The following is a 25,572-nucleotide window of genomic DNA, read 5'->3' as shown; positions in this document are numbered from 1 at the left end:
CATGAAACCCATCCAAGTAGGCCTGCTCGGCGCAGGCACGGTCGGCAGCGGCACCTTCAAGGTGCTCCAGCGCAACCAGGAGGAAATCAAGCGCCGCGCCGGCCGCGGCATCGAGATCACCATGGTGGCCGACCTCGACACCGCGCGCGCCCGCGAAGTGGCCGGCGACGGCGTCAAGGTGGTCGGCGACGCGCGCGAGGTCATCGCCAACCCCGACATCGACATCGTGATCGAGCTGATCGGCGGCTACGGCATCGCGAAGCAACTCGTGCTCGAGGCCATCGCGGCCGGCAAGCACGTGGTCACGGCCAACAAGGCACTGCTCGCGGTGCACGGCACCGAGATCTTCGCGGCCGCGCATGCCAAGGGCGTGATGGTGGCCTTCGAGGCCGCGGTGGCCGGCGGCATCCCGATCATCAAGGCGCTGCGCGAAGGCCTCACGGCCAACAGCATCCAGTGGCTGGCCGGCATCATCAACGGCACCACCAACTTCATCCTCTCGGAGATGCGCGACAAGGGCCTGGACTTCGCGACCGTGCTCAAGGAGGCGCAGCGCCTGGGCTATGCCGAAGCCGATCCCACCTTCGACATCGAGGGCGTCGACGCCGGCCACAAGGTCACGCTGATGAGCGCGCTGGCCTTCGGCATCCCGGTGCAGTTCGACAAGGCCCACATCGAGGGCATCACCAAGCTGGCCGCGCAGGACATCAAGTACGCCGAGCAGCTCGGCTACCGCATCAAGCTGCTGGGCGTCACCAAGCGCACCGCCAAGGGCATCGAGCTGCGCGTGCATCCCTCGCTGGTGCCGAGCAAGCGCCTGCTGGCCAACGTCGAGGGCGCGATGAACGCCGTGGTGGTGCACGGCGATGCCGTCGGCACCACGCTCTACTACGGCAAGGGCGCGGGCAGCGAGCCCACCGCGAGCGCGGTGATCGCCGACCTGGTCGACATCACGCGCCTGCACACGGCCGATGCCGCGCACCGCGTGCCGCACCTGGCCTTCCATCCCGATGCGCTGAGCGACCTGCAGGTGCTGCCGATGGCCGAGGTGGTCACCAGCTACTACCTGCGCCTGCGCGTGGCCGACCAGGCCGGCGTGCTGGCCAAGGTCACGGGCCTGCTCGCGACCGCCGGCATCAGCATCGACGCCGTGCTGCAGCGCGAAGCCGACGAGGTCGGCGGCGAGGGCTCGACCCAGACCGACCTGATCATCCTCACGCACGACGCGCGCGAAGGCACGGTCGACGAAGTCATGGCCGAGCTGCAGGCGCTGCCGACGGTGCTCGAGCCCATCGTGCGCATCCGCAAGGAAGAGTTGAAGTGAACTACCTGAGCACCCGCGGCCATCCCGACCGCAAGCGCTTCTGCGAAATCCTGCTGGAGGGCCTCGCGCCCGACGGCGGCCTCTACCTGCCCGAGCGCTATCCGCAGGTCGATGCCGCCACGCTCGCGAAGTGGCGTTCGCTGTCCTATGCCGAGCTGGCCTTCGAGATCCTGTCGCTCTACATCGACGACATCCCGCCGGCCGACCTGAAGGCGCTCTGCGCGAAGACCTACACCGCCGAGGTCTTCGGCAGCGACGAGATCGTGCCGCTGCGCGAGCTCGAGGACGGCGTCTACCTCGAAGCCCTGTCCAACGGCCCCACGCTGGCCTTCAAGGACATGGCGATGCAGCTGCTGGGCAACCTGTTCGAGTACGAACTGGCCCGCCGCGGCGCCGAGCTCAACATCCTGGGCGCCACCAGCGGCGACACCGGCAGCGCGGCCGAGTACGCGATGCGCGGCAAGAAGGGCGTGCGCGTCTTCATGACCTCGCCCGACGGCCGCATGAGCCCGTTCCAGCAGGCGCAGATGTTCAGCCTGCAGGACGAGAACATCCACAACATCGCCATCGCGGGCGTGTTCGACGACTGCCAGGACATCGTGAAGGCGGTCTCGAACGACCTGGCCTTCAAGCGCAAGTACCGCATCGGCACCGTCAATTCGATCAACTGGGCGCGGCTGCTGGCGCAGGTGGTCTACTACTTCGCGGGCTACTTCCAGGCCACGGCGAGCAACGAGCAGCCGGTGAGCTTCACCGTGCCCTCGGGCAACTTCGGCAACATCTGCGCCGGCCACGTGGCGCGCATGATGGGCCTGCCGATCCATACGCTGGTGGCCGCCACCAACGAGAACGACGTGCTCGACGAGTTCTTCCGCACCGGCGTCTACCGCGTGCGCGGCGCCGCCGACACGCACGAGACCTCGAGCCCGTCGATGGACATCAGCAAGGCCAGCAACTTCGAGCGCTTCGTGTTCGACCTGGTCGGCCGCGACAGCGGCAAGCTGCGCGGGCTGTTCGTCGACGACCTGAACCGCCAGGGCTTCTTCGACCTGAGCGCCGATCCCGCCTTCGCGCAGGCCGCGTCGCGCTTCGGCTTCCGCAGCGGCCGCAGCACGCACGCCGACCGCCTCGCGACCATCCGCGACACCGAGAAGCGCTTCGCCACGCTGGTCGACCCGCACACCGCCGACGGCCTCAAGGCCGCGCGCGCGCACCTGGCGCCGGGCGTGCCGATGGTGGTGCTCGAGACCGCGCTGCCGATCAAGTTCGCGGCCACACTGGTCGAGGCGCTCGGCGAGGAGCCCGCGCGGCCCGCGAAGTTCGAGGGCATCGAAGCGCTGCCCAAGCGCGTGGTCAAGCTGCCGGCCGATGCCGAAGCGGTGAAGGCCTACATCGCTGAACACTGCGACTGAGCGATCGACACGAAGGGGTGGCCGAGCGGCCGCCCCGCTCGGTATTCAAAGCTATCCCCTGAATAGCATCGGAGACATCGGATGAAAGTGGTCGGCTTCGCCGGTTACTCGGGCGCCGGCAAGACCACGCTGGTCGAGCGGCTGATTCCCGTGCTCAAGCGCGCCGGACTGCGCGTGTCGGTGGTCAAGCACGCGCACCACAAGTTCGACATCGACCATCCGGGCAAGGACACCTGGCGCCACCGTGAGGCCGGTGCCTTCGAGGTGGTGGTCGCCTCCGACCGGCGGCTGGCGCTGATGCGCGAGTTCGAGACGCCGGTCGAGCTCGACGTGCACCAGCTGATCGCCGAGCTCTACAGCGGCGCCGACTGGGTGCTGGTCGAGGGCTTCCGCCACAGCGACCTGCTCAAGATCGAGGTCTGGCGCCCCACCGCGCAGGACGAGGCGCCGCGGCCCTCGCTCTATCCCGAGGATCCCTTCGTCGTCGCGATCGCCGCCAAGGGCGCGCTGCCGGTGCCCACCGAGCGGCCGGTGTTCGACCTCGACGACGCCGAGGCCATCGCGCGCTGGCTGGTCGACAGCGGCGAGCGCTTCGACTACAACCCCGAGCACCATGGCTGACTCTTCCGCTGTTCCCTTCGCCGCCTCCTCGCGCCGGCCGCCGCTGCTGCCGCTCGACGACGCGATCGCCCAATTGCTCGCCAAGGCCCGGCCGGCGCTGCCGTCCGAGCTGGTCAGCACCTTCGATGCCGACGGCCGCGTGCTGGCCGAGGATCTCGTGGCCGGCCTCACCGTGCCGCCGCGCGACAACAGCGCGATGGACGGTTACGCGCTGCGCGTGGCCGACTGCGCCGCGCCCGGTGCGCTGCTGAAGGTGGCGCAGCGCATTCCCGCCGGCACGGTCGGCACGCCGCTCCTGCCCGGCACCGCGGCACGGATCTTCACCGGCGCGCAGATTCCCGAGGGCGCCGACGCGGTCGTGATGCAGGAAGACACCGCCGCCATCGCGGAGGAGGGCGGCCTGGGCAGCGTGCGCGTCGAGATCGTGCCCGCGGCCGGCCAGTGGATCCGCCGCGCCGGCGAGGACGTGGCGTCCGGCGACGTGGTGCTGCGCAAGGGCGAGCGCCTCACGCCCGCCGCGCTGGGGCTGGCGGCCAGCATCGGCTTCGACCGGCTGCCGGTGGCGCGCAAGCCGCGCGTGGCGCTGCTGTCCACCGGCGACGAGCTCGTGATGCCCGGCGAGGTCGCGCCCGCGGCGATGAAGCCCGGCGCGATCTACAACTCCAACCGCTTCTTCATGCGCGCGCTGTTGCACCGGCTGGGCTGCGAGGTGCACGACCTCGGCATCGTGCCCGACCGGCGCGAGGCCACCGTCGAGGCGCTGCGCGAGGCGGCCGAGCACAACGACCTGATCATCACCACCGGCGGCGTGTCGGTCGGCGAGGAGGACCACATCCGCGCCGCGCTGCAGGCGCTCGGCGAGATCGATCTCTGGTCGCTCTCGATGAAGCCCGGCAAGCCCTTCGCCTACGGTTCGATCCCGCGCTCGGGCCAGGGCGACGCGCAGGGCCACTGCCACGTCACCGGGCTGCCCGGCAACCCGGTGTCGAGCTTCCTGACCTTCCTGATGCTGGTGCGGCCCTTCCTGCTGACCCTGCAGGGCGCCAGCCGCGTCACGCCCGAGCCGGTGCGCATGCGCGCCGACTTCGACTGGCCGCGCGCCGACAAGCGCCGCGAGTTCCTGCGCGCGCGCCGCAATGCCCAGGGCGGGCTCGACCTGTTCGGCAACCAGAGCTCGGGCGTGCTGACCTCGATGGTCTGGGGCGACGGGCTGGTCGACAACCCCTCGGGCCAGACCATCCGGGCCGGCGATCCGGTCGAATTCATTCCCCTCGCAGCCCTGCTGTCCTGACGCGCATGAAGGTCCATCTCCGTTATTTCGCCTCGGTGCGCGAAGCGCTCGGCAAGAGCGACGAAACCATCGACACCGCGGCGCCCACGCTGGCCGCGCTGCGCGACGAGCTGATCGCGCGCGGCGGCGCCTACGCCACGGTGCTCGCGCGCGGCCGCGCGCTGCGCATGGCGCTCGACCACACCATGAGCGACGAGGCCGCGGCCCCGCACGAAGGCTGCGAGGTCGCGTTCTTCCCGCCCGTCACGGGCGGCTGAGGGCCGCGTCGAGCGCCACCAGGCGCTCGCGCAGCGCGTCCGAGGCACGCGTCATCGGCGAGCGCAGCTCGTCGCGCAGCGCGCCCTGGTGCGCCAGCAGGGCCTTCAGCGGGCCCGGATTGGCCTCCGCGAACAGGCCCTCGACCAGCGGCTGCAGCGGCCGCCACAGCGCGCGCGCCTCGGCCAGCCGGCCCTCGCGCAGCAGCGCGATCAGCCGCACGAAGCGCGCCGTCTGCACGTGGCCGCTGGCCGCGATCGCGCCCACGCCGCCCTCGGCCACGGTGCCGAAGATCTGGCCGTCCTCGCCCGCGAGCACCTGCAGCCGGCCGTCGGCGATCACGGCGCGGGTCTTGCCCGCGTCGCCGCCGCAGTCCTTGATGCCGCGGATGCGCGGATTGGCGGCCAGCGTCAGCAGGGTGTCTCGCGCGATCGTGGCGCCGGTGCGGTAGGGGATGTCGTAGATCAGCAGCGGCGCGGCGCCGGCCTCGGCGATGGCGCCGAACCATTCGAGCAGGCCGGCCTGCGAGGGCCGGATGTAGTGCGGCGCCGGCACCAGCAGGCCCGCGAGCGGGCGCTGCGCGAGCCGGCGCACCCAGGCCGTGGTCTTGCCCAGGTGGTAGCCCGAGAGGCCCATGACCAGCGGCAGGCCGCCCGCGGCCTCGGCCACCGTGTCGAGCGCGGCGAGCTGCTCGGCTTCGTCGAGCGCCGCGGCCTCGCCGGTGGAGCCGCAGACCACGAAGCCGGCCACGCCATCGGCGGCCAGGCGGCGCGTGAGCGCGGCCAGCGCCGCATGGTCGAGCGCGCCGTCGCGAAACGGCGTCACGAGGGGAATCCACAGGCCCGAGAAATCGGGAGCGGCGGTTGCGGAGGAGGAATGGTTGGCGGGCACGCGGGCGTCCTTTCGACGATCGACCGATGGAAGGAACCATCGTCCGATGCGCGCGCAACCCATGCGGGGCCAGTGCCTGTGCCGGTTCCGTCGCTCATCCGACGACGGAACCGAAGCTCCGGTCAGACGAGCTTTGGTTTTTTGGCTTTGCCGCCCAGGCGCGCGCCGTTCGTGCCTTCGGTCGAAGGCGCGGGCGAACGTGCGGTCAGGGCGAACATGGGGCTGGAGTTTAGCCGCGAGCGCCGCGGTGCCACAATTTGCGCATGGCATTCCCGCAACGCGTCACCATCCAGACGGCCGATTTCGATCTCGGCGCCGAAGTCGCAGCCCTGCGCGCGAGCGATGCGCGCATCGGCGCCGTCTGCAGCTTCATCGGCACCGTGCGTGATCGCAACGATGGCGCGGACGTTGCATCGATGGAGCTAGAGCACTACCCCGGCATGACCGAGAAATCGATCGAGGCCATGGTCGACGAAGCCCACGAGCGCTTCGACATCCTCGGCGTGCGCGTGGTCCACCGTGTGGGCCTGCTGCAGCCGCTCGATCAGATCATGATGGTGGCGGTGGCCTCGGCGCACCGCGGCGAGAGCTTCCAGGCCTGCGAGTTCCTGATGGACTACCTCAAGACCCAGGCGCCGTTCTGGAAGAAGGAGCAGACGCCCGAGGGCGCCCGCTGGGTCGATGCGCGCGTCGCGGACGACGCGGCGCTCGCGCGCTGGGGCATCAGCGCGTCGAACGCCTGAGCGCGCTCACAGCGGCTTGAAGCCGCTCGACTGGATGATCCGCTCCCAGGTCTGGGTGTAGCTGCGCACGCGGCCCGCGAACTGGCCCTGCGGCTCGTAGCCGACCGTCAGGCCCAGCGTGGTGAGCTTCTGCTTCACGTCGGGCATGGCCAGCACCTTCTGCAGCGCCGCGCCGTACTTGTCGATGATCGGCTGCGGCGTGCCCACGGGTGCGAAGATGCCGTAGTAGGGCAGGTCCTCGAGGTTCGCGAAGCCGAGCTCGGTGAAGGTCGGCACGTTGGGCAGCAGCGCCTGGCGCTTGGCGCCGATCGAGGCCACGATGCGCAGCTTGCCGGCCTTGTGGTTCTCGATGAAGTCGGGCACCGAGGCGATGCCGGCCGTGATCTGGTTGCCCAGCATGTCGGCCGTCATCGGCGCGCTGCCGCGGTAGGGCGCGGGCTGTACGTCGATCTTGTACTTGTCCGAGATCATCTTCACGAGGAACTCGGGGATCGAGGCCGGCGCCGGGATGCCGATGGTCTCCTTGCCGCCCTTCTGCGTGCGCACCCACTTGACGTACTCGTCGATGCTCTTGGCCGGCGTGCCGCCCGAGACCGCCAGCACGTTGGCGAAGGTCGCGAAGCCGGCCACGGGCACGAAGTCGGTGGCGGGATTGAAGCCCGGGTTCTTGACCACCTGCGGCAGGATCGAGATCGTGTGATCGTGCGAGAGGAACAGCGTGTGGCCATCGGCCGGCGAGGACTTCAGCACCTGCGCCGCGATCTGGCCGCCCGCGCCCGCGCGGTTCTCGACCACCACCGGCGCGCCGAGCTCGTCCTTGAGCTTCTCGCCCAGCGTGCGCGCGATCGCGTCGGTGCCGGCCCCGGCCGGGAAGCCGACCAGGATGCGGATCGGCGTGCCGCTCTGGGCCTGTGCCAGCCCGGCCATGCCCAGGGCAGCCGCGAAGAGGCCCACGCCGAGCGCGCGGCGCACCGGTTGGACGCGCTGCATTGAAAAAACCATGATCGACTCCATTCGAGAAGAGAGAAATGCCTACGGGCGGGAGGGTGCGGGCATCGTGCAATAGCCGTGCCCGCCGCGCGGGCCCGGCCCGCAACCTTGAATCGTGCCCGAACAGCCCTATTTTGGATGCAGGAATACCACCATGCGACAAGACAAACTCACCACCAAGTTCCAGGAAGCACTGGGCGACGCCCAGTCGCTCGCCCTCGGCAGCGACAACGCCTACATCGAGCCGGCCCACCTGCTGGCCGCGATGCTGCGCCAGGATGACGGCCCGCGCGCGCTGCTCGAGCGCGCCGGGGTCAACGTGCCCGGCCTCGCACAAGCCGCCGAGGCGGCCATCAAGAAGCTGCCCCAGGTGCAGGGCCATGACATCGTGCAGGTCGGCCCCGAGCTCGGCAAGCTGCTGCAGGCAACCGAGAAGGAAGCCCTCAAGCGCAACGACCAGTTCATCGCGGGCGAACTCTTCCTTTTGGCCGTGGCCGACAGCAAGAGCGACATCGGCCGGATCGCCAGGGAGAACGGCCTCTCGCGCAAGTCGCTCGAGTCCGCGATCGACGCGGTGCGCGGCGGCCAGGGCGTGAACAGCGCCGATGCAGAAGGCCAGCGCGAAGCACTGAAGAAATACACGCTCGACCTCACCGAGCGCGCGCGCCTGGGCAAGCTCGACCCGGTCATCGGCCGCGACGAGGAGATCCGCCGCGCAATCCAGGTGCTGCAGCGCCGCACCAAGAACAACCCCGTGCTGATCGGTGAACCCGGCGTGGGCAAGACCGCCATCGTCGAGGGCCTCGCGCAGCGCATCGTCGCGGGCGAGGTGCCCGATTCGCTCAAGGGCAAGCGCGTGCTGTCGCTCGACATGGCCGCGCTGCTCGCGGGCGCCAAGTTCCGCGGCGAGTTCGAGGAGCGGCTCAAGACCGTGCTCAACGAACTCGCGAAGGACGAGGGCCAGACCATCGTCTTTATCGACGAGCTCCACACCATGGTCGGCGCCGGCAAGGCCGAGGGCGCGATGGACGCGGGCAACATGCTCAAGCCCGCGCTCGCGCGCGGCGAACTGCACTGCGTGGGCGCCACCACGCTCGACGAATACCGCAAGTACATCGAGAAGGACGCCGCGCTCGAGCGCCGCTTCCAGAAGATCCTCGTGGGCGAGCCCAGCGTCGAGGCCACCATCGCGATCCTGCGCGGCCTGCAGGAGAAGTACGAGGTGCACCACGGCGTGCAGATCACCGACCCGGCCATCGTGGCCGCGGCCGAGCTCTCCGACCGCTACGTCACCGACCGCTTCCTGCCCGACAAGGCGATCGACCTGATCGACGAGGCCGCGGCCAAGATCAAGATCGAGATGGACTCCAAGCCCGAGGTGATGGACCGCCTCGACCGCCGGCTGATCCAGCTGCAGATCGAGCGCGAGGCCGTGCGTCGCGAGAAGGACGAGGCCTCGCAGAAGCGCTTCGGCCTGATCGAGGACGAGATCGCCAAGCTGCAGAAGGAGATCGCCGACTACGACGAGATCTGGCAGGCCGAGAAGGCCCAGGCCCAGGGCAGCGCGCACGTGCGCGAGGAGGTCGACAAGATCAAGTTCCAGATCGAGGAATGGAAGCGCAAGGGCGACTTCAACAAGGTCGCCGAGCTGCAGTACGGCCAGTTGCCGGCGCTCGAGAAGCGCCTGAAGGAAGCTGAGGACAGCGAAGCCAACAAGGGCAAGTCGAGCGCGCCCACGCTGCTGCGCACCCAGGTCGGCGCGGAAGAGATCGCCGAGGTCGTGGCGCGCGCCACCGGCATCCCGGTCGCCAAGCTGATGCAGGGCGAGCGCGACAAGCTGCTCGTAATGGAAGACAAGCTGCATGAGCGCGTGGTCGGCCAGGACGAGGCCATCGGCGCGGTCGCGAATGCGATCCGCCGCTCGCGCTCGGGCCTGTCCGATCCGAACCGGCCCACGGGCTCGTTCCTGTTCCTCGGCCCCACGGGCGTGGGCAAGACCGAGCTCTGCAAGGCGCTCGCGGGCTTCCTGTTCGACAGCGAGGACCACCTGATCCGCATCGACATGAGCGAGTTCATGGAGAAGCACTCGGTGGCCCGCCTGATCGGTGCGCCGCCCGGCTACGTGGGCTACGAGGAGGGCGGCTACCTGACGGAAGCCGTGCGCCGCAAGCCCTACAGCGTGGTGCTGCTCGATGAGGTCGAGAAGGCGCACCCGGACGTGTTCAACGTGCTGCTGCAGGTGCTCGACGATGGCCGCCTGACCGATGGCCAGGGCCGCACCGTGGATTTCAAGAACACGGTGATCGTGATGACCAGCAACATCGGCTCGCCGATCATCCAGGCCATGGTGGGCAAGCCGGGCGAGGAGATCAAGGAAGCGGTGTGGGACGAGCTGAAGAACTACTTCCGCCCCGAGTTCCTCAACCGCATCGACGAGACGGTCGTGTTCCATGCGCTCGACGCGAAGAACATCGAGGCCATCGCGGCGATCCAGCTCAAGGTGCTGCAGTCGCGGCTCGCGAAGATGGACCTGGGCCTCGAGGTGTCGCCCGCGGCGCTGGCAGAGATCGCCAAGGTCGGCTTCGACCCGGTGTTCGGTGCCCGTCCGCTGAAGCGCGCGATCCAGCAGCGCATCGAGAATCCGCTCTCGAAGCTGCTGCTCGACGGCAGCTTCGGGCCGAAGGACACGATCGAGGTCACGACCGACCCGATCCGCTCGCCGGGCCAGTTCGACTTCGCAAAAGCAGGAAATCCCGGAAAAACCGGGGAACCTGCGGCCGAAGCCTCGGCCTAAGATGGAATGATGAACTTCATTCTTCGCGTGATCCTCGTGATGCTGGGGCTGGTCTTCGCGGCCAGCCTGGCGGTTGCCGTGATGCTGCTGGCCGCGGTGTGGGGCGTTCGCTACGCCTGGGCGCGGCTCACGGGCAAGCCCGTGACGCCCTGGGTGATGCGTTTCAACCCGCGTTCGGGCTTCGACCGCTTCCGCAGCGCCGCCTGGCCGGCCGAACCCTCGGCCGCCGACGTGGCCAATGCGCGTGCGCGGGGCGAGTCGGTGCGCAGCCCGCTGCTGCGCGAGCGCGGCGGCAACGTGACGGACGTGCAGGCACGGCCCGCCACGCGCGGCGAGTAAGCAGCCGCAACACGGCTGCAGTTTTTTCAGATCACGAAAGGCCGGCCTCGCGCCGGCTTTTTCCTTTCTGGCGATCCTCAGGCGTACAGCGCCTCGATCTCCCCCGCATAGGTCTTGTAGATGCTCGAGCGTCGCACCTTCATGGTGGCGGTGACCTCGCCATCGTCGTGGTCGAGTTCCTTCGTCAGCAGGTGGAAGCGCCGCACCTGCGCCACCTGCGCGAGGCGCGCGTTGCCGCGCTGCAGCTCGGCATCGATCAGCTCGCGCACGCGCGGCAGCTCGACCAGCGAACGGAAGTGGGTGAAGGCCAGGCGCTGCGCCTCGGCCCATTTGCCCACGGTCTCGTAGTCGATCTGCACCAGCGCCGAGACGAACTTGCGCCCCTCGGCGATCACGATGCATTCCTTGACGTAGGGGCTGGCCTTCATCGTGTTCTCGATCTCCGAGGGCGTGAGGTTCTTGCCGCCCGCGGTGATCATGATGTCCTTGAGCCGGTCGACGATGCGCAACTGGCCGCCTTCCTCGGCCACCACGTCGCCGGTGTGCAGCCAGCCGTCGCGGATCGAGGCGGCCGTGGCCTCGGGGTTCTTGTAATAGCCACGGAACACCATCTCGCCGCGGATCTGCAGCTCGCCCTGGTCGCCCACGCGGTGCTCCACGCCCTCGGTGGCCGGCCCCACCGTGCCCACCTTCACCTGGTCGAGCCGGTGGCCGCTGACCATGCCGGTCGATTCGGTGAGGCCGTAGACCTCGACCAGCGGCACGCCCAGCGTGCGGAAGAAGCGCACCACGTCGGGCGGGATCGGCGCGGCGCCGGTCAGCGCCACGCGCGCGCCGCGCAGGCCGATGAAGTTCTGCAGCGCGCGCAGCACGCTCCAGTAGGCGAGGCCGAAGCGCAGCCGTTCGGCCAGGGTCCACTGCGCGCGCGGCTTCTCCGCCAGCGGCGCGCAGGTGGCCAGCGCGCGGCGGTAGAGCGAGCGGCGCAGCCGGCCGGTGTCCTGCATCTTGATGCTGATGGAGGCATGCAGCTTCTCCCAGATGCGCGGCACGCCGAGGAACATGGTGGGCGCGACCTCGCGCAGGTCCTCCTGCACGGTGCGTATCGATTCGCCGAAGTTGACCTGCGAGCCCAGGTACAGCGGCACGAAGCTGGTCAGCATCTGCTCGGCCACGTGGCACAGCGGCAGGTACGACAGGTGGGTGGTGCGCGCATCGAGTTGCAGCCGCTCGACGATGCCCGGCACCACGCCGCGGATGTTGCGCCACGAGATCATGGCGCCCTTGGGCGCGCCGGTGGAGCCCGAGGTGTAGATCATGAGGCCGATGTCGTCGAGCGACTGCGCGGCCAGCGCGGCGTCGACGCGCGCATCGCCCTCGCGCGCCTGCAGCGCGGCGCCGGCCGCCTCGAGTTCGGCGAAGCTCAGGATGCGCTCGCGCGCCTCGGCACCGTAGCTCGCGAGGCCCTTGGTCTCGATCACGACGATGCGGCGCAGCCGCGGCAGCGCGTCGATGGCCTCGAGCACCTTGTCGGCCTGCTCCTGGTCCTCGCAGACCACGATCTCGATGTCGGCATGGCCGACCACGTAGGCCACCTCGTTGGTCGGGCTGGTGGGATAGACGCCCACGGTCACGGCGCCGACCAGGCCCGCGCCCATCTGCGCCAGCACCCATTCGACGCGGTTCTCCGAGATCACGCCCACATGGCCGCCGCGCGCCAGGCCCAGCGCCGCGAAGCCCAGGCCGACGTGGACCGCGCGCCGGTGGTAGTCGGCCCAGCTCAGCGGATGCCAGATGCCGAAGTCCTTCTGGCGGATCGCGATGCGCGCACCCTGGGCGCGTGCCTGCTCGCGCAGCATCTGCGGCAAGCTTCGTTCGGGGAGGGGATGCGTCATGACAACCAGCGCTTGCGCCGCTTGTAGTGCTTCAACTCGCGAAAGCTCCTCGATTCGCCGGCACCGCCGACGCCCAGGTAGAACTCGCGCACGTCGGGGTCGGCCGCGAGCCGCTCGGCGCTGCCGTCGATCACGATCTTTCCGTTCTCCATGATGTAGCCGCTGTCGGCCACGGCCAGCGCGAGGCTGGCGTTCTGCTCCACCAGCAGCATCGACACGCCGCGCTCGGCGTTGATGCGCGCGATGATGCCGAAGATCTCCTCCACCAGCTTGGGCGAGAGCCCGAGAGAGGGCTCGTCGAGCAGGATCAGCTGGGGCTCGGCCACCAGCGCGCGGCCGATCGCGAGCATCTGCTGCTCGCCGCCCGAGAGGTAGCCCGCGAGGCCGCGGCGCCGCTCGTGCAGCCGCGGAAAGTAGGCATAGACGGCGTCGAAGTCGCGTGCCTGCGCGCCGCGGCCGGCGCGTGCGTAGGTGGCGGCCACGAGGTTCTCCTCGACCGTCAGGTCCTCGAACACGCGCCGTCCCTCCATCACGTGCGCGAGGCCGCGCCGCACCAGCTGCTGCGGCGCGAGCCGCTCGGTGGGCTGGCCGTCGAAGGCGATGCGCCCGGCCTCGAGCTCGCCGTCCTCAAGCGGCAGCAGGCCCGAGATGGCCTTCAGCGTGGTCGACTTGCCGGCGCCGTTGCTGCCCAAGAGCGCCACGATCTGCCCGCGCGGCACGGCCAGCGACAGGCCGCGCAGCACCTGCACGACCTTGTTGTAGACCACCTCGATGTTGTTGACCTCGAGGATGGGGCTGCCGCCGCCGGTGTTCATCGCCGCCGTCCGCTCACTTGTCGAGCGAGATCCAGTCGGATGCCGCCACCATCTTCTGCGCCTTCATGTCGGCGCGGTAGACGCGGCCCACCGGGATGGAGTTGCCCTTGATGGTGATCGGCACGCCGATCAGGCCGCCGGTGTCGAAGTCCTTGATGCTGTTGAGCGCGGCCTTGAGGTTCTTGCCGTCCAGCGGCTTGCCGGCATCGAGCGTGCGTTTCGCCGCCTCGGTGAACAGCATGGCGGTGAGGAAGCCCTGGGTGTAGGCGGTGCTCTGGTACTCGGGGCGCAGCGCGCGGATCTTCTCGAGCATCGGCGCCTTGGCCGAGGTGTCGTAGTAGTAGCGGTAGGGCATGACGCCCATGAAACCGTCGCCGGCCTCGCCCATCTTCATGACGGTGGAGCTGTCCATGGTCCAGAAGGTGCCCATCCACTTGGTGGTCATGCCCATCTGCTTGCCCTGCTGCACGAATTCGGGAATGGGCGCGAGCACGTAGCCGTGGAAGATGGTGTAGTCGGGCGCGGCGCGGCGCAGCTTGATGACCTCGGTCGAGACGTCGACGCTGCCGGCGGGCGTCATGATCTTGACGGGCACCGTGAGGCCCAGCTTCCTGGCGGCGGCCTCGCTCGACTCGATGGGATCGCGGCCGAACTCGGAGTCGGAATAGACGAAGGCCACCTTCGCGCCGGGCTTCTCCTTGGCGATGTGGCGCAGCAGGATGCCGATCATCTCGGTGTAGTCGGGGCCGACCAGGAACTGGTTCGGGTACTTGGCCGGGTCGTTGAGCTCGGTCGCGAACGAGGCGCCGGCCATGAGGATCTGGCCGCTGCGGTCGAGCTCGGGATTGATGGTCTTCGAGAAGCCGGTCGAGTCGCCGTAGTAGAGGTTGACCTTGTTCTGGCTGGTGATCTTCTTGTAGGTCGCGACCGAGACGTCGACCTTGTAGCCGGTGTCCTCGGGCACGTAGCGCAGCTTGCGGCCCTTGATGCCGCCGCCGTCGTTGACGATCTTCACGTAGTCGGCGATGCCGGCGTTGATGCCGATGCCCGCGAAGGCGAACACGCCGGTCATCGGGATCGAGCCGCCGATGACGATGTCCTCGCCCGACTGGGCATACACGCTGAGCGGCGCTGCGAGCGCGGCGCCGGCGGCCACGATGAGCTCGCGGCGGCGCAGGACGGGGGTCTTCTTGTCGGATGCCATGCTTCGTCTCCTTGTCAGTTCTTGAAAGGCCACAGATGAAAGAAACGGCGGATGCGCCGCCACACTTCGGCGAGCCCGTGCGGCTCGAACACCAGGAAGCCGACGATCAGCAGGCCGAAGACGACCGTGCGCACCGGCGACAGGAAGACGGTCATCTCGTGGCCGCCCGGCAGCAGGTCGAACACCAGCTTGAGCAGCTCGGGCACCATGGTCATGAAGACGGCGCCGAGGATGCCGCCGAGGATCGAGCCCATGCCGCCGACGATGATGGCGGCGAGGAAGAAGATCGACATCAGCAGCGGAAAGCTCTCGGGCGTGACGACGCGGAAGAAGTAGGCCCAGAGGCCGCCGGCCACGCCGGCATAGAACGACGAGAGGCCGAACGAGAGCAGCTTGTAGCGCAGCAGCGGAATGCCCAACACTTCGGCCGAGATGTCGCGATCGCGGATGGCGATGAAGGCGCGGCCCACGCGGGTGCGGAACAGGTTGGCGGCGCCCAGCAGCATCAGCACGGTGATCGGCAGGATCAGCCAGTACAAACGGAACGAGGTGTCGAGCGCGATGCCGAAGAGCTGCGCGGGCGGCAGCGACAGGCCGGTGGTACCGCCGGTGAGCTTGAGGTTGGCGAACAGGAAATGGGTGATGAACGAGGCCGCGATGGTGGCGATGGCGAGGTACAAGCCCTTGACCCGCAGCGAGGGAATGCCCACGACGAGACCGCCCACCATGGCCACGACGCCGCCCGCGAAGAGGTTGAGCAGGAAGGGTGTGCCGAAGCGGATCTGCAGGATGGCGACGGTATAGGCACCGAGGCCCATGAACGCGGCCTGGCCCATGCTCACGAGGCCGGTGTAGCCGGTGAGGATGTTGAGGCCGGTGGCGCTCGCGACGTTGATGGCGACGAGGCAGGCGAGGTAGAGCCAGTAGTCGCTGGCCATGAAGGGGAACAGCACGAGCACGGCGGCGCCGATCCACAACCAGGTCTTCTGGGTGCGGGAGTCGAACAGCGCGGCGTCGGCGATGTAGCTTTGCTTGAGGGTGCCTATGCGCATCGGGTCACCTTTTGATGAGGCGCGAGGATGCGTCGGGGCGCGTGCACAGGACGCCGGGTACTTCCCTCCGCGAATGTCCCCCGCCCTTCGGGCTCCTCCTTGATTTCGCTGCGGGAAGCACCCGGCATCCTGTGCACGAGAAGCGCAGCGGTGGTGCGGCCGGTTCGACCGGCGTGAGCCCACCCCGGACAAAGCGATCGCGTGAAAGAAGAGACCCTCATTCAGAGCCTCTCGATCTCATGCGTACCGAACAACCCGTAAGGCCGGATCATCAGCACGATCACCAGCACCACGAAGGTCGCGAGCAGCTTGTATTCGCCGCCGAGATAGGACCCGGCCAGCGCCTCCACCAGTCCGATGAAGAGACCGCCCACCAGCGCGCCGAGCACGCTGTCCAGACCGCCCACGATCACCACCACCAGCACCGAGAGACCGAAGATCCCCATCGACGAGGAGATCCCGCCGATCGCGCCGACCACGATGCCCGCGACCGCCGCGATCATGGCCGAGGCCACCCAGGCCAGCGAGAACACGCGCGGCACGTTGATGCCCATCATGTAGGCCGCGCCCTGGTCCGACGCCGTGGCACGCAGGGCCACGCCGCCGCGCCAGAAGCGGAACAGCAGCAGCACCAGCACGATCAGCACCAGCGCCGCGAGCGCGCCGTAGGCCACCTTGGGGGCGAGGAAGGCTTCGCCCACCATCACCGGCGCGCTCGGCATGAACTCGGGCAACCGGCGCTGGTCGGCGGTCCAGACGATCTCGACCAGGCCCACCAGCACCGAGGCCAGGCCCACCGTCACCATGAAGGCCGAGATCGGCGGTTCGCCCAGCAGCGGGCGGATCATCGTGCGCTCGATCACCGCGCCCAGCAGACCCGTGCCCAGCACCGAGCCCAGCACCGCGAGCCAGATCGGCAGCGAGAAGCTCGCGGCGAAGGCGAAGAACAGGTAGGCGCCGATCATCAGCATCTCGCCGATCGCGATGTTGACCACCCGCGTGGCCTTGTAGACCAGCACGAAGGCCAGCGCAGCCAGCGCATAGAGCCCGCCGCCGGCCAGGCCGGTCAGCGCGATCTCGAACAGGTAGGCCCAATCCATCACGCCACCGCCGTTGTCGTTGTCGCGGTGGCTGCCGCCTGGCCGCGCAGCCTGCGCCGCAGCTCGCCCACGTCGCCCGCGCCCAGGTAGGCGCGCACCACCTCGGGATCGGCCTGCACCTGCGCCGGCGTGCCCTGCGCGATCACCTGGCCGAAGTTGAGCACCACCACGTGGTCCGACAGGTCCATCACCATCCCCATGTCGTGCTCCACCATCAGCACCGTGATGCCCCATTCGCGCCGCACGTCGAGGATGAAGCGCGCCATGTCCTCGGTCTCCTCGCGGTTCATGCCGGCCACCGGCTCGTCGAGCATCAGCACCTTGGGGCGCATCGCGAGCGCGCGCGCCATCTCCACGCGCTTCTGCAAACCGTAGGGCAGGGCGGCCACGCTGGCATGGCGGATGTGGTCGATCTCGAGGAAGTCGATGATCCGCTCCTCGATGTCGCGGCGCAGCTCGGCCTCCTCGCGGCGCGCGCGGCCCAGGTAGAACAGCGCGTCGAACACGTTGGCCTTCAGGTGCACGTGGCGGCCGAGCTTGATGTTGTCGAGCACCGTCATGCCGCGGAACAGCGCGATGTTCTGGAAGCTGCGCGCCAGCCCGAGCGCGGCGCGCCTGGGCGCCGGCAGCCGCGTGATGTCCGCGCCCTCGAAGACCACGCGGCCGGCCGTCGGCCGGTAGAAGCCCGAGACCGTGTTGAACAGCGAGGTCTTGCCCGCGCCGTTGGGGCCGATCACCGCGGTGATCGAGCCGGGCTGCACGTCGAAGCCCACGCCGCTGAGCGCCTTCACGCCGCCGAAGGCCAGCGTGAGCGCCTCCACGCGCAGCACGGGCGCGGCGGCGCTTCCGTCGGCGGGCGAGGTGGCGCGCGGGCGCTCGGTGTCGGCGTGCATGGCGTCGAGTCGTGTCCTGTGTCCGGGCTTCTGAACGAGAAGAGAAAGAGCAGGTGAGCGATGCGCCGCCGCCTCAGGGTTCCTCCGGCATCCGCATCGCGGGCTACTTGCCCGTAGAATTTCTACTCCTCGGTAACGTCCGCGATCTTCCAGACGCGACTTCACCGCGGCATCAGGACTTACCCCTGCGCGCAAACCCGGATCGCCCCATGACCCTCACCAAGCGCCGTGCCTCCGCCGCCAAGGCCTCTGCCATCGAGGCCGCCGACGAATCGCCCTGGGTGCCCTCGGCCCAGCGCGCGATGCAGCGCGAACTCAAGCGCCAGGCCGTGCTGCAGACGGCGGCGCAGCTGTTCAACGAGCGCGGCTTCCATGCCACCTCGCTCGACGACATCGCCGAGCGGCTGCACGTGACCAAGCCCACGCTCTACTACTACGTGAAGAGCAAGGACGACATCCTGCTCGAGTGCGTGCGCGCCGCGCTGGGCATGATGCAGGAGGGCATCGACGAGGTGCGCCGCAACGGCGGCCGCGCGCTCGACCAGCTCATGGCCTGCATGCGCAGCTACTCGGCCATCGTCTGCGAGGAGTTCGGCAAGTGCGTGATCCGCATCGGCGAGGACCCGCTGCCCGAGCCGCTCAAGAAGGAACTGAGGCGCCTCAAGGCCGGCATCGACCACGAGTTCCGCCGCCTGATCGACGAGGGCATCGCCGAGGGCTCGATCGCGCCCTGCGACCCGAAGATGGCCGCCTTCATGCTGGCCGGCGCGCTGAGCTGGATCGGCCGCTGGTACCGGCGCGACGGCGACCTCACGCCCGAACAGATCGCCGACCAGGCGATCGCGCTCTTGCTCAACGGCGTGCTGCAGCAGGTGCCCGCGGCACCGGCGCGGCGCAAGCCGCGCGCGACCGCCGCTTGAACTTCCCATGCCATGGAGCCGACAACGATGAACGACACCACCACCCCCGACACCCCGCTCGAGATCGGCCGCGAAGGCGCGGTCGCCACGCTGCGGTTCAACCGCCCCGCGGCGCTCAACGCCATCGACGTGCCGATGGCGCAGGCCTTCCTCACGGCGGTGCGCGCCATCGCGGCCGACCGTTCGGTGCGCGCGGTGCTCATGAGCGGCGCCGGCAAGGGCTTCATGGCCGGCGGCGACCTCGCGCTGCTGAGCGCCGATCCGCAGGGCGGCGCGGCCGCGCTGATCGGCCCGCTGCACGAGGCGCTGGAAGTGCTCGCCACCGTCGACGCGCCGGTGGTCGCGCAGGTGCACGGCGTGGCGGCCGGCGCGGGCCTGAGCCTGATGCTGCAGGCCGACTTCGTGCTCGCGGCCGAGGGCACGCGCTTCAACCTGGCCTACGTCAACATCGGCGCGAGCTGCGACGTCGGCGCCTCGTGGGCGCTGCCGCGCTGGGTCGGGCTGCGGCGCGCGCTCGAGATCGCGATGCTCGGCGACATGCTCGACGCGGCCGAGGCCGAGCGCATCGGCCTCATCAACCGCGTGCTGCCGGCCGATGCGCTGGCCGGCGAGGCGATGGCGCTGGCGCAGCGCCTGGCCCATGGGCCGACCGTGGCGCTGGGCCAGTTGCGGCGGCTGATGCGCGGCAGCTTCGAGCGCGAGTTGCCGGCGCAGCTCGAGGCCGAATCGGCGGCCTTCCAGGTCTGCGCCGCGAGCCAGGATTTCCGCAGCGGCGTCGACGCCTTCTTCGCCAAGAAGCCGGCGCGCTTCGAAGGCCGCTGATCCCTTTCCCCCTTTTTTTCTTGTTCATTTCATCCAGGAGCAGTTCATGACCTCACGCGAGATCTTCGTCGTCGGCAGCGCCCGCACGGCCATCGGTACCTTCGGCGGTTCGCTGAAGGACGTGCCCAACACCCAGCTGGCCACCACCGCGGTCAAGGCCGCGATCGAGCGCAGCGGCGTCGCGCCCGCGGCCATCGGCCACGTGGTGATGGGCAACGTGATCCCCACCGACACCAAGGACGCCTACTTGAGCCGCGTCGCCGCCATCGACGCCGGCTGCCCGATCGAGACGCCGGCTTTCAACGTCAACCGCCTCTGCGGCTCGGGCCTGCAGGCCATCGTCTCGGCGGCGCAGGCGATCGCGCTCGGCGACTGCGACATCGCGATCGGCGGCGGCTCCGAGTCGATGAGCCGCGGCCCGTACTTCGACACCGCCGCGCGCTACGGCGCGCGCATGGGCGACGTGCAACTGCTCGACTACATGCTCGGCATCCTCCACGACCCGTGGGAGAAGATCCACATGGGCATCACGGCCGAGAACGTGGCCGCGCGCTACGGCATCACGCGCGAGCAGCAGGATGCGCTGGCCGTGTCCAGCCAGCAGCGTGCCGCGGCCGCCATCGCCGCGGGCCGCTTCAAGGAGCAGATCGTTCCGGTCGAGGTCAAGACGCGCAAGGGCGTGGTGCTGTTCGACACCGACGAGCACGTGCGCGCCGACACCACGGTGGAGACGCTCGCCAAGATGAAGCCGGCCTTCAGGAAGGACGGCCTGGTCACGGCCGGCAACGCCTCGGGCATCAACGACGGCGCCGCCGCGCTGGTGCTGGCCGAGGGCGCGCGCGCGAAGGCCGAGGGCCTGAAGCCGCTGGCGCGCCTCGTGGGCTATGCGCACGCGGGCGTGGAGCCGGCCTACATGGGCATCGGCCCGGTGCCGGCCACGCGCAAGGTGCTCGAGCGCACCGGCCTCAAGGTGAGCGACTTCGACGTGATCGAGTCGAACGAGGCCTTCGCGGCCCAGGCCTGCGCGGTGATCCAGGAGCTGGGCTTCGACCCGGCCAAGGTCAATCCCAACGGCTCGGGCATCTCGTTGGGCCATCCGGTGGGAGCCACGGGTGCGATCATCGCGGTGAAGGCGATCGCCGAGCTGCACCGCGTGCAGGGCCGCTATGCGCTGGTCACGATGTGCATCGGCGGCGGCCAGGGCATCGCCGCGGTGTTCGAGCGCGTCTGATCGCGGGGCGAGGAACAAAAGCCGGTGTGTGGCGGCATCCTCCACAAGGAGGAGGACCCGACGCCGGGCCGCCGCTAATCTTCTGCCTGCCTGGAGAGGAGGAGCGAGCGATTCGAGGAGAGGACTCCGGGTGTGTGCAGCGCGTCGGGCGGGGTGGTCTGCCCGACGCGACATGCCTCCTTCCAGACCGATCTCCCCGGCTTCCCGCTTCGCCGCACCGCGCACAATGCAGCCCGTGCAGCGCCATCCCCCCATCCTCGTCGACGAATCCGAGATCGATTTCAGCGCGATCCGAGCCCAGGGCGCGGGCGGGCAGAACGTCAACAAGGTCTCGAGCGCGGTCCATCTGCGCTACGACATCCGCGCGAGCTCGCTGCCCGAGGACCTGAAGGAGCGGCTGCTCGCGCTGCGCGACAGCCGAATCACGCAGGAGGGCGTGCTGGTGCTCAAGGCCCAGCAGCACCGCAGCCAGGAGATGAACCGCGCCGATGCCGTCGCGCGCCTGCAGGCGCTGGTCGACAGCGTGGCGACGGTGCCGCGCGTGCGGCGCGCCACCAAGCCCACCTACGGTTCGAAGCAGCGCCGGCTCGAGGGCAAGAGCCAGCGCTCGCAGGTCAAGAGCCTGCGCGGGCCGGTCCGGGGGGACTGAAAGGGGCGGGAAAGCCGCTTAAGTCCCGCTTAAACCTGCGGTCACGCGGCGCTTGCACAATCCTGTCGATGAGTTTTCCGACGAAGCCTTTCGCTCCGGCGCGTGCCGCCGCCCTCGCGCTGGCCCTGGCCGCGGGGCTGCTGGCCGGCTGCGGACCCGAGCGAGCGGCCCCGGCCACCGCGGCGGCCGGCGTGGCGCCCGAGCTCAAGTGGGAGGAACTGATCCCCAAGAGCTGGGACCCGACCCAGCGCTACCGCAACATCAGCCTCGAATCGCTGCGCGACAACGACCCGCGCGCGATCCAGATGCTCGACGAGATGCGCGCGGTCTGGGACAACGCGCCGGTGAACGTGGCGCTCGACGGTGTCGACGGCCGCCTGACCGGCTTCGTGGTGCCGCTGGACGCCTCGCCCGACGGCATCCGCGAGTTCCTGCTGGTGCCGTACTTCGGCGCCTGCATCCACACGCCGCCGCCGCCGGCCAACCAGATCGTGCGCGTGATCGCCCACGAGACGGTGAAGGGCCTGCACGCGATGGACACGGTGCATGTGCGCGGTACCCTGCGCGCGGCGCGCTATGCCTCGGCCGACATGGGCGTGAGCGGCTACGAGATCCGCTCGGCGGCGGTCGAGCCCTTCGTCGCCAAGGCACAGTAGCCTGCGCGACGCGGCTCAGTCCGCGAGCCGCTCGGCCAGGAAATCCAGGAACGAGGTGATGCGCGCCGACAGCTGCGTGTTGCGGTAGTAGACCGCGTTGACCGGCTGGCGCACGTCGACCGTGTCCTTCGCCAGCACCTGCACCAGCGCGCCGCTCGCGCGGTCGGCCGCGGTCATGAAGTCCGACAGGCACACCATGCCCACGCCGGCCAGCGCGAGCTGGCGCAGGGTCTCGCCGCTCGAGGCCGCGAGGCTGGGCGCGATCTGCCATTCGTCGCCGTGCGGGCCGCGCAGCGGCCAGCGGTTGAGCGATTCGGGCTGGGTGAAGCCCAGCAGCGTGTGCGTCGCGAGCTCCTCCACCTTGCGCGGCCGGCCCTGGGCCTCGAGGTAGGCCGGGCTCGCGAGCACGCGCAGCCGGTGCGTGCCCAGCGGGCGCGCATGCAGCGTGGAGTCGCGCAGCGGGCCGATGCGGATCGCGATGTCGGTGCGGCGCTCGAGCAGGTCGATCGGCAGGTCGTCGGTGTCGAGCTCGAGCTCGATCTGCGGAAAGCGGCGGCGGAACTCGGCCACCAGCGGCACCACCGCATGCAGCATGTAGGGCGAGGCGGCATTCACGCGCAGCCGGCCCGCGGGCTGCCCGCGGCGCGAGGCCATCTGCTCCTCGGCCTCGTCGATGGCGTCGAGGATGCCGCGGGTGCGCTGCAGGAAGGCCGCGCCTTCCTCGGTCAGCTCGAGACGCCGCGTGGTGCGGCGCAGCAGCGTGGTGTCGAGTTTCTGCTCGAGCCGGCTCAGCGCGCGGCTCACGCCCGAGACCGTCTGCGAGAGCTGCTCGGCCGCGGCCGTGATCGAGCCGGTGTCGACCACGGTGCGGAAGGCCAGCAGTTCCTCGATCGTGGTCTTCATGGGCGCTCGCTCAGTGCGCGGCCTGGACCTCGGCCTCGGCCGGCAGCGGCACCTCGATGCGCGGCACCAGCGCCGCCAGCGCCTCGCCGTCGGTGCGGTAGCTGAACAGCATCGGCCCGGGCGCCAGCAGGCCGGCGCGCTCCAGCACCTGCATCGCGGGCAGCTTGAGGCCGCTCAGGTGCAGCCGCACGCCGCGCGACTCGAGCATGCGGCGGATCGAGCCGAACACCTCGGCGCCCGTGATGTCGATGCGGTTGATCGGCTGGGCGAACAGGCAGACGTCGGTGAGGTCGGGCCGGTCGGCCAGCGCCACCGTGAGCGCGCGCTCGAGCGTGGAGGCCGAGGCGAAGTCGAGCTCGGCGTCCATGCGCAGCGCATGCAGGTGCGGCGCGAGCGGCGGCAGCTTCCACAGGTGGCGGTCGCGCAGGCTGCCGTCGGGATGCAGGCCGACCTCGATGATGCGCGGATGCAGGTGGCGGTACATGTAGTTCGCGAGGCTCGCGAGCAGGCCGCCGAGCACGCCCCAGTAGATGCTGGGCGCGGTCGCGATGGTGAGCACGAAGGTGCCGATGGCGATGCCGGCCTCGAGCCGCGAGATGCGCCACAGCGCCTTGAAGCTCGAGGGCTTGACCAGCCCGAGGATGGCCGTCACCACCACCGAGGCCAGCACTGCCTGCGGCACGTGGTAGAGCAGCGGCATCAGCCACAGCAGCGCGCCGGCCACCACCACCACGCTGAACAACGTGGCCCAGCCGGTCTGCGCGCCGGCATAGAGCGTGATCGCCGAGCGCGAGAACGAGGAGCTGGTGGGAAAGGCGCCCGTGAAGCCCGAGGCCAGCTTGGCCAGGCCCTGGCCGATCAGGTCCTGGTTCTCGTTCCACAGCGTGCCGGCGCGCGCGTTGTCGACCTTGGCGCTGGAGGCGGTCTCGAGGAAGCTCACCAGCGTGATCATCAGCGCCGGCAGCACCAGCGCGCCGAAGGTGTGGGCCGGCAGCAGGCCGGGCCAGTAGAAATCGGGCAGGCCCGAGGGCAGGCTGCCGACCACCGCGCCGCCGCGCAGCGCATAGCTGATGCCCCAGCTCAGCGCGGCCGCGCCGCCCACCAGCGCCATGGTGGTGGGAAAGCGCGGCACGAAGCGCTTGCCCAGCCACAGCACGGCGATGCCGCCGAGGCCGAAGGCGATGGCCGTGAGGTCGGGCAGGGGGCCGTCGCCGCTGAGCACCTGCGGGATGGTGCGGCCGGTGAAGCCCAGCAGCGCCGGCAGCTGCGAGATCGCGATCAGCACCGCCGCGCCCTGCGTGAAGCCGATCAGCACCGGCGAGTTCACCAGCCGCAGCATCCAGCCGAAGCCGCCCGCGCCCAGCACGATCTGGATCGCGCCCGACATCAGCGTGAGCCACACCGCCATCGCCACCCATTCGGGGCTGCCGGCCACCGCCAGCGGCGCGAGCGAGGCGCCCACGAGCAGGCTGGTGAGCGCGGTCGGCCCGACCGACAGCCGCTGCGAGGAACTGAACATCACGGCGATCAGCGCCGGGAACAGCGCCGCGTAGACGCCGGTGACCAGCGGCATGCCCGCGAGCGCGGCATAGGCCACGCCTTGCGGGATGACCATCAGCGCGACCGTGATGCCGGCCAGCGCCTCGCCGCGCAGCAGCGCGGCGGAGGGGCGCGGCCAGCCCAGGCAGGGAATCCAGCGCGCCAGGCGCTGGCGCAGGGAGGGAGAGGAAGCGGAAGGAGCGGGTGGCGGCGTCATGGAAGGCGGTCTGTCGCGCACGCGGGGCGTGGGCGGACGCGGCAGGGGAACGAAGGGAGGGGAAATGCCGCGACCGCCCGATGTTAGTGCGCCGCCACGCCGCGGGCAGCGCGGTTTACCCCGGGCGCGGCGCCCGGCTCGCCCTCAGAGCAGCCTGGTGGCGTTCTTCAGCACGTAGTCGCAGCCCTTTTCCTTGACCTTCGAGCTCAGCAGCTTGAAGTTGAGCGTCTGGCCGTCGCCGCCCTTGAGCAGGCCCTTGGCGCCGCTCGCGAAGCCGCTCTGCTGCTGCTTCTGGCCGGTGATCTTGGCCATCAGCTTGTCCTTGACCGAGGCCGCGTCGCCGCCGCCCAGGTAGTTGTTCTTGATGCAGTACTGCAGCACGCCGGCGGCGTTGCCCATGGTGTTGTTGCCGATCGCGGGCATGGCGAAGCCGAGGTTCTCGGCCAGACCGCCGGCGCCGCCGCTGCTGTTGCCGGCGCTGCTCGCCGCGCCGCCGCCCATCTGGTTCTTGAGCTGGTCGAGCAGCTTCGATTCGGCGTTGGCCGAGGCGCCGGCCGCGAGCAGGGCGAGCGCGATCAGGGTGGAACGGAACTTCATGGCGACCTCCTTGGTGCGAATGGATATGCGGGCACAGCATACGCCGCCCCGGTGGCGCGAGGAGGTCGCCTCGGACCGGCTCAGCGCGTGCGCGCCGGGCGCTTGGGCAGCAGCGGCTCGCTCACGCCGGCGACGCCGACCAGCCCGAGCACCGTCACGAGCGAGTTCTGCGCGCCCTTCCAGCCGTCGGTCACGTCGATCCATTCGCTGAGCGCGTGGAAGCCGCCGGTCTTGCCGCCGCCGCCGATGATGATCGCCGGGATGCCCAGCGCCATCGGCACGTTGGCGTCGGTGCTGGCGCCGGTCAAGAGCGTCTTGTGGCCGAAAGCCGCGTTGGCGCGCGTGGCGGCCTCGACGATCACCGAATCGGGCGGCGTGCGGCCACCGGGCCGGTCGCCGATCAGCCTGGTGCTCACGCTCAG

24 protein-coding genes and 1 pseudogene are annotated in these 25,572 nt (G+C 69.8%); 13 read left to right on the top strand and 12 right to left on the bottom strand.

Annotated features, from left to right (window positions below):
* Window position 1: 1 nt before the first annotated feature.
* From KV106_RS26520 to KV106_RS26500, 5 genes are all read left to right on the top strand, one after another.
* The gene (locus KV106_RS26520) at window positions 2–1,324 is read left to right on the top strand and encodes a homoserine dehydrogenase (protein ID WP_057595858.1); all 1,323 of its coding nucleotides are present in this window, start codon (window positions 2–4) and stop codon (window positions 1,322–1,324) included.
* Entirely contained in the window at window positions 1,321–2,736 is a 1,416-nt protein-coding gene (thrC, locus tag KV106_RS26515) for a threonine synthase (RefSeq protein WP_261213567.1), read from the top strand. Before KV106_RS26520 ends, thrC begins: the two co-directional genes overlap by 4 nt.
* Before the next feature lie 81 nt (window positions 2,737–2,817).
* Window positions 2,818–3,357 carry a molybdopterin-guanine dinucleotide biosynthesis protein B gene (gene mobB / locus KV106_RS26510; RefSeq protein WP_057595856.1) on the top strand — a complete coding sequence of 180 codons (540 nt, stop codon included), beginning with the start codon at window positions 2,818–2,820 and terminating at the stop codon, window positions 3,355–3,357.
* Window positions 3,350–4,648 carry a molybdopterin molybdotransferase MoeA gene (locus KV106_RS26505; RefSeq protein WP_261213566.1) on the top strand — a complete coding sequence of 433 codons (1,299 nt, stop codon included), beginning with the start codon at window positions 3,350–3,352 and terminating at the stop codon, window positions 4,646–4,648. Before mobB ends, KV106_RS26505 begins: the two co-directional genes overlap by 8 nt.
* A gap of 5 nt (window positions 4,649–4,653) precedes the next feature.
* A complete protein-coding gene (locus tag KV106_RS26500) occupies window positions 4,654–4,905 on the top strand; it encodes a MoaD/ThiS family protein (protein WP_057595854.1) in 252 nt (83 codons plus the stop codon).
* Here the strand turns inward: KV106_RS26500 and KV106_RS26495 are convergent.
* A complete protein-coding gene (locus tag KV106_RS26495; protein ID WP_261213564.1) occupies window positions 4,892–5,794 on the bottom strand; it encodes a 4-hydroxy-tetrahydrodipicolinate synthase family protein in 903 nt (300 codons plus the stop codon). The genes KV106_RS26500 and KV106_RS26495 overlap by 14 nt on opposite strands.
* A 263-nt stretch (window positions 5,795–6,057) precedes the next feature.
* Between KV106_RS26495 and KV106_RS26490 the strand changes: the two genes are divergently transcribed.
* Window positions 6,058–6,537, top strand: a complete 480-nt coding sequence (locus KV106_RS26490; RefSeq protein ID WP_261213562.1) for a molybdenum cofactor biosynthesis protein MoaE — start codon at window positions 6,058–6,060, stop codon at window positions 6,535–6,537.
* Between the two features lie 6 nt (window positions 6,538–6,543).
* Here KV106_RS26490 and KV106_RS26485 read toward each other — a convergent pair whose 3' ends face one another.
* The gene (locus KV106_RS26485) at window positions 6,544–7,539 is read right to left on the bottom strand and encodes a Bug family tripartite tricarboxylate transporter substrate binding protein (protein ID WP_057595863.1); all 996 of its coding nucleotides are present in this window, start codon (window positions 7,537–7,539) and stop codon (window positions 6,544–6,546) included.
* A gap of 142 nt (window positions 7,540–7,681) precedes the next feature.
* On the opposite strand from KV106_RS26485, the gene clpB reads away from it, so the two are divergent.
* Both clpB and KV106_RS26475 read left to right on the top strand, forming a co-directional pair.
* Complete coding sequence (gene clpB / locus KV106_RS26480; RefSeq protein WP_261213560.1) at window positions 7,682–10,321, top strand: ATP-dependent chaperone ClpB; 2,640 nt, start codon at window positions 7,682–7,684, stop codon at window positions 10,319–10,321.
* A 6-nt stretch (window positions 10,322–10,327) separates the two neighbouring features.
* Window positions 10,328–10,660 carry a hypothetical protein gene (locus tag KV106_RS26475; protein WP_409976563.1) on the top strand — a complete coding sequence of 111 codons (333 nt, stop codon included), beginning with the start codon at window positions 10,328–10,330 and terminating at the stop codon, window positions 10,658–10,660.
* 77 nt (window positions 10,661–10,737) lie between these two features.
* Here the strand turns inward: KV106_RS26475 and KV106_RS26470 are convergent, their stop codons facing one another.
* The 6 genes from KV106_RS26470 to KV106_RS26445 all read right to left on the bottom strand — a co-directional run bounded on the left by KV106_RS26470 (window position 10,738) and on the right by KV106_RS26445 (window position 17,616).
* Window positions 10,738–12,552, bottom strand: coding sequence for an AMP-dependent synthetase/ligase (locus tag KV106_RS26470; protein WP_261213557.1), 1,815 nt, complete (start codon window positions 12,550–12,552; stop codon window positions 10,738–10,740).
* Entirely contained in the window at window positions 12,549–13,367 is an 819-nt protein-coding gene (locus KV106_RS26465) for an ABC transporter ATP-binding protein (RefSeq protein ID WP_057595848.1), read from the bottom strand. Before KV106_RS26465 ends, KV106_RS26470 begins: the two co-directional genes overlap by 4 nt.
* Before the next feature lie 13 nt (window positions 13,368–13,380).
* The gene (locus tag KV106_RS26460) at window positions 13,381–14,571 is read right to left on the bottom strand and encodes an ABC transporter substrate-binding protein (protein ID WP_261213555.1); all 1,191 of its coding nucleotides are present in this window, start codon (window positions 14,569–14,571) and stop codon (window positions 13,381–13,383) included.
* A gap of 14 nt (window positions 14,572–14,585) precedes the next feature.
* Complete coding sequence (locus tag KV106_RS26455; protein WP_261213553.1) at window positions 14,586–15,623, bottom strand: branched-chain amino acid ABC transporter permease; 1,038 nt, start codon at window positions 15,621–15,623, stop codon at window positions 14,586–14,588.
* Window positions 15,624–15,844: 221 nt separating this feature from the next.
* Window positions 15,845–16,723, bottom strand: a complete 879-nt coding sequence (locus KV106_RS26450) for a branched-chain amino acid ABC transporter permease (RefSeq protein ID WP_261213551.1) — start codon at window positions 16,721–16,723, stop codon at window positions 15,845–15,847.
* Window positions 16,723–17,616: an ABC transporter ATP-binding protein gene (locus KV106_RS26445; RefSeq protein WP_261213550.1), complete on the bottom strand. Its 894-nt coding sequence runs from the start codon at window positions 17,614–17,616 to the stop codon at window positions 16,723–16,725. The genes KV106_RS26450 and KV106_RS26445 overlap by 1 nt, the downstream gene beginning before the upstream one ends.
* Before the next feature lie 209 nt (window positions 17,617–17,825).
* Here KV106_RS26445 and KV106_RS26440 point away from each other — a divergent pair, with 209 nt between their 5' ends.
* From KV106_RS26440 to KV106_RS26420, 5 genes are all read left to right on the top strand, one after another.
* Complete coding sequence (locus KV106_RS26440; protein ID WP_203205331.1) at window positions 17,826–18,536, top strand: TetR/AcrR family transcriptional regulator; 711 nt, start codon at window positions 17,826–17,828, stop codon at window positions 18,534–18,536.
* A gap of 27 nt (window positions 18,537–18,563) precedes the next feature.
* Entirely contained in the window at window positions 18,564–19,358 is a 795-nt protein-coding gene (locus tag KV106_RS26435) for an enoyl-CoA hydratase/isomerase family protein (protein ID WP_261213549.1), read from the top strand.
* Window positions 19,359–19,404: 46 nt separating this feature from the next.
* Window positions 19,405–20,589 carry an acetyl-CoA C-acyltransferase family protein gene (locus tag KV106_RS26430; protein ID WP_261213548.1) on the top strand — a complete coding sequence of 395 codons (1,185 nt, stop codon included), beginning with the start codon at window positions 19,405–19,407 and terminating at the stop codon, window positions 20,587–20,589.
* Window positions 20,590–20,824: 235 nt separating this feature from the next.
* Window positions 20,825–21,238 carry an alternative ribosome rescue aminoacyl-tRNA hydrolase ArfB gene (arfB, locus tag KV106_RS26425; RefSeq protein ID WP_261213545.1) on the top strand — a complete coding sequence of 138 codons (414 nt, stop codon included), beginning with the start codon at window positions 20,825–20,827 and terminating at the stop codon, window positions 21,236–21,238.
* Window positions 21,239–21,306: 68 nt separating this feature from the next.
* Window positions 21,307–21,894 (top strand): DUF3299 domain-containing protein, encoded by a 588-nt coding sequence (locus tag KV106_RS26420; protein ID WP_057595839.1) that lies wholly within the window; start codon window positions 21,307–21,309, stop codon window positions 21,892–21,894.
* A 15-nt stretch (window positions 21,895–21,909) separates the two neighbouring features.
* Here KV106_RS26420 and KV106_RS26415 read toward each other — a convergent pair whose 3' ends face one another.
* The 4 genes and pseudogenes from KV106_RS26415 to KV106_RS26400 form a co-directional block, all read right to left on the bottom strand.
* Window positions 21,910–22,797 (bottom strand): LysR family transcriptional regulator, encoded by an 888-nt coding sequence (locus KV106_RS26415; RefSeq protein WP_057595838.1) that lies wholly within the window; start codon window positions 22,795–22,797, stop codon window positions 21,910–21,912.
* Between the two features lie 10 nt (window positions 22,798–22,807).
* On the bottom strand, window positions 22,808–24,553 hold the full coding sequence (locus tag KV106_RS26410) for a SulP family inorganic anion transporter (protein WP_057595837.1): 1,746 nt from the start codon (window positions 24,551–24,553) through the stop codon (window positions 22,808–22,810).
* A gap of 144 nt (window positions 24,554–24,697) precedes the next feature.
* Window positions 24,698–25,150 (bottom strand): DUF2501 domain-containing protein, encoded by a 453-nt coding sequence (locus KV106_RS26405; RefSeq protein WP_261213543.1) that lies wholly within the window; start codon window positions 25,148–25,150, stop codon window positions 24,698–24,700.
* Window positions 25,151–25,230: 80 nt separating this feature from the next.
* Window positions 25,231–25,572: pseudogene (locus tag KV106_RS26400) on the bottom strand (M20/M25/M40 family metallo-hydrolase); the annotation flags it as partial.

Origin of the sequence: Variovorax endophyticus (genome assembly GCF_025376855.1) — a bacterium.
Lineage (GTDB): Bacteria > Pseudomonadota > Gammaproteobacteria > Burkholderiales > Burkholderiaceae_C > Variovorax.
Note: the sequence above shows the minus strand (reverse complement) of the source record. Positions and strands in the feature narration are given on the sequence as shown.